This window comes from Candidatus Deferrimicrobiaceae bacterium (assembly GCA_035256765.1).
Classification (GTDB): domain Bacteria; phylum Desulfobacterota; class Deferrimicrobia; order Deferrimicrobiales; family Deferrimicrobiaceae; genus CSP1-8.
The window spans coordinates 1-5472 of the sequence record DATEXR010000091.1; the positions used below are offsets into that span (position 1 = coordinate 1).

7 protein-coding genes are annotated in these 5472 nt (G+C 65.8%); 1 reads left to right on the forward strand and 6 read right to left on the reverse strand.

The features are described from left to right. The 5 genes from VJ307_02945 to VJ307_02965 all read right to left on the reverse strand — a co-directional run. Positions 1 to 1013 (reverse strand): aminopeptidase (locus tag VJ307_02945; GenBank protein HJX73087.1); only part of this gene is annotated, 1013 nt, incomplete at its 3' end. Next, positions 1003 to 2625: a mucoidy inhibitor MuiA family protein gene (locus VJ307_02950; GenBank protein ID HJX73088.1), complete on the reverse strand. Its 1623-nt coding sequence runs from the start codon at positions 2623 to 2625 to the stop codon at positions 1003 to 1005. The genes VJ307_02945 and VJ307_02950, both read right to left, overlap by 11 nt. Positions 2626 to 2862: 237 nt before the next feature. After that, complete coding sequence (locus tag VJ307_02955) at positions 2863 to 3453, reverse strand: DUF2889 domain-containing protein (GenBank protein HJX73089.1); 591 nt, start codon at positions 3451 to 3453, stop codon at positions 2863 to 2865. A gap of 5 nt (positions 3454 to 3458) precedes the next feature. Continuing rightward, on the reverse strand, positions 3459 to 4448 hold the full coding sequence (locus VJ307_02960) for a deoxyribonuclease IV (GenBank protein HJX73090.1): 990 nt from the start codon (positions 4446 to 4448) through the stop codon (positions 3459 to 3461). Continuing rightward, positions 4346 to 4582: a hypothetical protein gene (locus tag VJ307_02965; GenBank protein ID HJX73091.1), complete on the reverse strand. Its 237-nt coding sequence runs from the start codon at positions 4580 to 4582 to the stop codon at positions 4346 to 4348. Before VJ307_02965 ends, VJ307_02960 begins: the two co-directional genes overlap by 103 nt. A 172-nt stretch (positions 4583 to 4754) precedes the next feature. Here VJ307_02965 and VJ307_02970 point away from each other — a divergent pair, with 172 nt between their 5' ends. Next, a complete protein-coding gene (locus tag VJ307_02970; GenBank protein HJX73092.1) occupies positions 4755 to 4928 on the forward strand; it encodes a hypothetical protein in 174 nt (57 codons plus the stop codon). 165 nt (positions 4929 to 5093) lie between these two features. Here VJ307_02970 and VJ307_02975 read toward each other — a convergent pair. Continuing rightward, on the reverse strand, positions 5094 to 5472 hold a 379-nt coding region (locus tag VJ307_02975; protein HJX73093.1), incomplete at its 5' end, for a hypothetical protein.

A 5472-nucleotide genomic window follows, 5' to 3' on the forward strand; every position in this document is an offset into this window, starting at 1 on the left:
TCCCCGCGCAGGTCCTTGATCATGTCCCAGTGGACGGCGGAGCGGTTCCTTCCCCCCGACTCGGGGTAGGAGCGGCCGACGGCCAGGTGGATCGTCCCCCCCATCTTCTCGTCCAGGAGGATGTCGCGGGTGAACTCGGTCACCCCCGGGTTCGCTCCGATCCCGAACTCGCCCAGCCGGCAGGCCCCGGGGTCGGCGGCGAGCATCTCCTTGAGATACGGCTCGTTCTTCTCCGCCGTGGCCTCCACGACCTTCCCCTTCTCGAACCGGAGGCGGATCCCCGCCACCTCGCGCCCTCCGGCGATCGCCGGGAACTCGAAACAGACCTTTCCCTCGACGGAGGTCTCCACCGGAGCCGTGAAGATCTCCCCGTCCGGCATGTTGTACTCCCCCGCGCACGGGATCGCCTTCCGTTCGCGGATGGAAAAGGCGAGATCGGTCTCCTTCCCCACGATGCGGACCTCGCGGCTTTTCTCCAGGATCCTCTTCGCCCGCCCCAGCATCTTCGCCATCGCGGCCCAATCCTGCAGGACGGCCCGGTAGTAGAACGTTTCGTATTCCGGGAGGGACCGGTCGCACTCCTGGGCGAGCGCCTCGGTGGGAAAATTGGTCAGGACCCACCGGACCCTGCGCAGGACGATCTCGGAGATCGTCCTGAGGGCCTTCCGCCTGTCGGCCATTCTCTTCGGCGGGATGTGGCTCAAGTGCCGGGTGTTCGACGGCGCCAGGATGATGATGTCGGCGTCGATCCTCTTCGCCTCGTACACCCGGGTCGGCGGAAGGTGGCGGATCTGGTCTTCGGAGGCCTCCTCGAAGAAGATCCGCGCCGCGTCCTCGAACCCGACCGCAAGGAGCGGGTGCGCCCCCGCGCGCAGCACCTCGCGGCAGACCGCGAGGGCCAGAGGCCGGGAGTGCTCGTTCCCCGAAACCCGGACGATCTCGCCCCGTCTCGCCTTGACCGAGTACCCGACGAGGATTTCCGCCAGCCGGTTCACCTGTCTGTCAGAGCCCATGGATCTCCTTGTCCGCCGGGTACTCCACCGTGAAGGAGAGCCCCAGCACCTTTTTTTCCCCCGCCGCAAGCGAAAGCTCCCACGTGATCTCCCCCTGCTCTCCCGCCTTCCCGCCGCCGGCGATCTCCACGTCCTTGACCACGATCTCCTTGTGCCGGGGGAACGGAACCTGGTCGAGGACGGTGAGAGGGACCGCCTCTTTCCGGAAGTTCTGCGCCGTGATCTCGTAGCGGAACCTCGTCCTCTTCACCTTGGCGAAGACCCCGCCCTCCTCCCGTTTCCGCTCCCGCTCCTTCCGCTGGATCCGCACGCCCGGGTCCTGCCCGAAGTCGATCCGGAACTCCTCCCCTTCGGGGATGTCCGGCAGTTGCCCCCTCCCCACGTAGGCGTCCTCGAGGAAGAGCGCCGCCGGCGCCGAGAACACCGGCAGGCCGGTCTCGTTCCGGCCGTTCGCCGCGAGATACGCTCCTTCGACCATCTTCGGAACGGCGCGCCACGCAACCGCCGCCTTCTGTTCCTGGCGGGCCAGGAGGAACGCCTTTTTCTCTCCGTTGCCGCCGAGTGCGTGCCGGCCTTCCAGGGTCGCCTCGAGCGAGGCGAACCTCCTCGCGGGAGGCGGGAGGAAAACCTCCTCCTTCGCCTCGGGAGCGAACGCGCCGGCCAGCGCCGCATCCGCCGCCTCACTGCGCATCTTCATCATCGGGCGCGCCACCGGGGGCTGGTAGAAATCGAGCTCCCAGGGAGGAAGGGGCGGCAACTGGGCCGTTTTTCCCGGTCTCGCGGTCGAGAAGGCGAGGGTTGCCTCCTTCCAGTCCTCCCCGGTGCGCTGCCACGCATCCGCGACGAGCTCCAGGGAGAGAATGCCCGTCCCCGGAACAAGCCTCGCGTTGTAGCGGGGAACGAACCCGGCCGCCGGAACCCGGTAGGTGACGGCGAGACGGCACTTCCCGGCCGGGGCGAGATCGATCCGGACGACCTTCTCCTGGGTCGGGCGCGGGTTCCGGATCTTGTCCAGTTCCTGTCGGGCGGCCGCGATCTTTTTTTCGAGGTCCCGGGCCTTCCGGTCGTTGGCGAAGACGCTTCCGTCGAGCGCCTCGACCCGGGCCCGGTAGAGGGAGAGGGCCGCATCGACCTCGGCGACGGAAAGGCGGGGGGGGCGCCCCTTCTCCCCGTCCTTCGTCGCCTCCCCCGGGGCATAGATCGCGAGGACGCCGCGCTCCAGCAGTTCCTTTTCGCGGCGGCCGGCCGCGGCCGCCTCCTCCGCGCGCCGCTTCCCGTCGGACAGCTCCTCGATCCGCCGGGTCAGTTCGCCCACGCGCTCGTCGACCGGCTCGGTCCGGAAGAGGTCCTCGGCGGACACCCCCGTGATCCGCGCTCCGCCGCTTGCCACCCTCGCGGAGAGGGTATCCGGCAGGAGATTGGGGGTGAGCCCGGGAAGGACGACGGTGGCCTCCGGCCGGTCCACCTCCACCACGCGCGTGACCTCGGCCATGTCGGGGTAGAGCACCACCCGGTCGACGCGTGAGGGAAATTCGGCGGGGAATACGGGAACGGAAAGAACGGTTGCCAGCAGGACGATCGCAAACGGGACCGGAATGAGGTTTCGGCGCATCACCACCTCGCGTTACAAAGATTTCTGAGCGGGGACACCGCTCTCCCGCATGGGCGGGGACACTCCGGGGACATTCCCAGGGGGGACATTCCCAGGGGGGACATTCCTATATCAAGTATTACGTTGAGGAGTGTCCCCCCCCAGCGTTGAGGAGTGTCCCCGCTAATGGGAGGGATGTCCCCGGCACATGGGACTCCCGAACAGCGGAAAAAGTTCCCGGCATCTCCGGAAAAACGGTTATTTCTTCCCCTTGACCGCCTCGATCGCCTCCCTTTTCCTGTGCGCTTCCCCGACCTTCCGCAGGGCGCTCCGCACGATCTCCTCGTCGGCAGACTCCCGGTGGAAGGCATAGCAGGTGTCGGCGAGGATCGGCGACCGCACGCCCAGCTGGCGGTGCTCCTCCAGGTCCAGGGAGAGGACCCCGTTCCAGTTCTGGTCGATGATGCTGTACGAACCGACGAAGATCGCGCGGAAGGTCGACTCGATCATCTCGTAGACGTGGCTGCACCCGGCTTCGCGGGGGATCCGCTCCTTCACCTTCTTCAAGCCCCCCCGCTCGAGCACCGCGATCCCGACCAGTTCCGAGAGCATCGCAAGGGGCTTCTCTTCGCAGCACGGGTAGGGGATACGGTCCATCTTCCCCGCGATCTTCTCGATGCGGTACGAACCATCGAGAAGAAGCGCAAGGTTCATGTCGTGGTAGTCGTCGTGCATCCGGGTGAGGGCGAGGATCTTTTCCCCCTCCAGCTTGTACATCTCGCACTTGACGATCCGCCCGAAGACCTGCTTGTGGTGTTTGGCCAGGCTCTTGATCGCCTCGTAGTCCATCGGCGCTACTCCCCGTTCGCGGCGGCGCACAGGCTCCTGAGCACCGCCAGGTTTCGTATGTCCCGCTCGAACTCGTCCTTTCCGTCCTTGGGCGTCTCCAGCAGCATCGGCAGCGTCCGGAATGCAGGGTGCGTCACGATCCGGCGGAATCCGGGGAGCCCGATCCCCCCCTCGCCGATGTGGAAATGGCGGTCGACCCGGCTCCCGAGGGCCGTCTTCGAGTCGTTCAGATGCCACAAGCGGACGAGAGGAAGGATTCCGTGGCGGGCAAGCTCCTCGAGCAGTCCCCTCCACCCTTCCTCGCCCGATATATCATACCCCGCCTCGAAGAGGTGCGCGCTGTCGAGGCACACCGCCACATCGGGCGGCGCCCCGGACGCGTCGATCAGGCGGCGGAGCTGTCCGATCGTCCGGCCGATCGAGTTCCCCTGTCCCGCCGTGTTTTCCAGAAGGAGCGTGACCCCCCCGGGGAACCTGCCGAACGTCCGGAGGGCCGAGGAGATCCGCCTCTCCCCCGTCTCCTCCGGATCCTCGCCGGAAGAGCCGGGGTGCAGGACGAGATACGGGACGCCGAGCATCGCCGCGCGCGCCGCCTCGTCCTCCAGCGCGTAGAGGGAGCGCGTCCTCACGGATTCCTTGGCGGAGGCGAGGTTGATCAGGTAGGCGCAATGGATGGCGACCGCCGAAACCCCCGCACGGGCGCTCTCTTCGCGGAAAACCCCGGCCTCCTCCTCGCCGAGGGCCTTTCCCCTCCACCGGGTGTTCTGCTTGGAAAAGATCTGGATGACCTCCGCCCCGATCGCAACCCCGCGTCCCGGGGCGGTGACGAGCCCCCCCGCCACCGAAACGTGGGCTCCGAAGCGGGGGATCTCCGTCGTCCGGGGAGACGCGGCTAGTTTCGTTCGAGCCGGTGGCACTGGCGGCAGTTCTTCTTCCGGAGTGGGTGCTCCTGGGTCATCGGAAACGGTTTCCCCTCGTCGTGGCAGGAAAAGCACTCCTGGTCGGAGGCGGCCGAAAGGTGGGGAGGCGTCCGGGTCAGAAAACGCTGACGCCCCGTCATGGAGAGAATGACGAGAAACCCGATGACCACGACCACCATGATGAGAAAATGGAGGTCCCGGGTTTTCATCGATCCATCCTCCGGCCGGCTCTTCCGAGAAAATTGCGCAAGGAACGATTGTAGGGCGGCCCCAGCGGAAATGACACCTGTTTTTTTTATTGCTAATTGAAGAATTTTGTTTTATTTTTTAGAAAAAGCAAGCCGTGCGGGGTCGCCCGTGAAAAACGTCACCGTCTTCCAGGTGGATTACGTCAGAAAGACGAAAGTCCCCATCGGCAAGGTGATCGAGCGCCGTACGAAGGAACGGGGGGACAACATCCTGGGCCTTCTGCGTCTTGCGAGAAAAGCGTATGCCTCCTCCCCGGAAGAGGCGCTGAACATCGCCATCGACGCCCGGGGCGCCTGGGCCAGCTGACCTGTCCATCTCTTCCGCCCGGCTCGCCTTGCCGGACGTGATCCTCCCCCGGAGGGAAAGCGTTTCCCGTTATTTCGGTCCCCGGAAAAGAGCGGGGCGGGGAGACGGCCGTTTCCCGCGCATCCGCCTGTCTCCCGTCCCGCACCCTGCGCGCCCCCCGAAGGGTTACCTCCCGGCGGACGTTTTCCCTTTTTTCGGCTCCCCCTCCTGCGGAAGGTTTACGATTTTCCCATATTCATCACGGATATATTCCCGAAACTTCCGCGCGGCGAGCTTGCCGCCGGCCTCATCCCCCGCCCCCCCTTCCTCCGAGGGGCGCAGGAGTTCGTAGTACCTGACGCCTCCGGCGGTTGCGTAGGACCTCGAAGGGACAAGGACCGCGGTCCCTTCTCCTTTCTTCGACCGCCAGACCGAACATCCTACCAGCTTGAGTCCGGAAAGAATCCCTTCCTCGAAGTGAATCTCCACGTCCGCCAGCTTCGATTCCGGCGCAGCACCGTGATTCAACAGATAATGCACCCGCATGGCCCGACCTCCTTGAGGG

Bases quoted from the DNA above. Each gene is read 5' to 3' on its own strand.
- VJ307_02950 (HJX73088.1), bottom strand. From the start codon at position 2,625: ATGCGCCGAAACCTCATTCCGGTCCCGTTTGCGATCGTCCTGCTGGCA.
- VJ307_02955 (HJX73089.1), bottom strand. From the start codon at position 3,453: ATGGACTACGAGGCGATCAAGAGCCTGGCCAAACACCACAAGCAGGTC.
- VJ307_02965 (HJX73091.1), bottom strand. From the start codon at position 4,582: ATGAAAACCCGGGACCTCCATTTTCTCATCATGGTGGTCGTGGTCATC.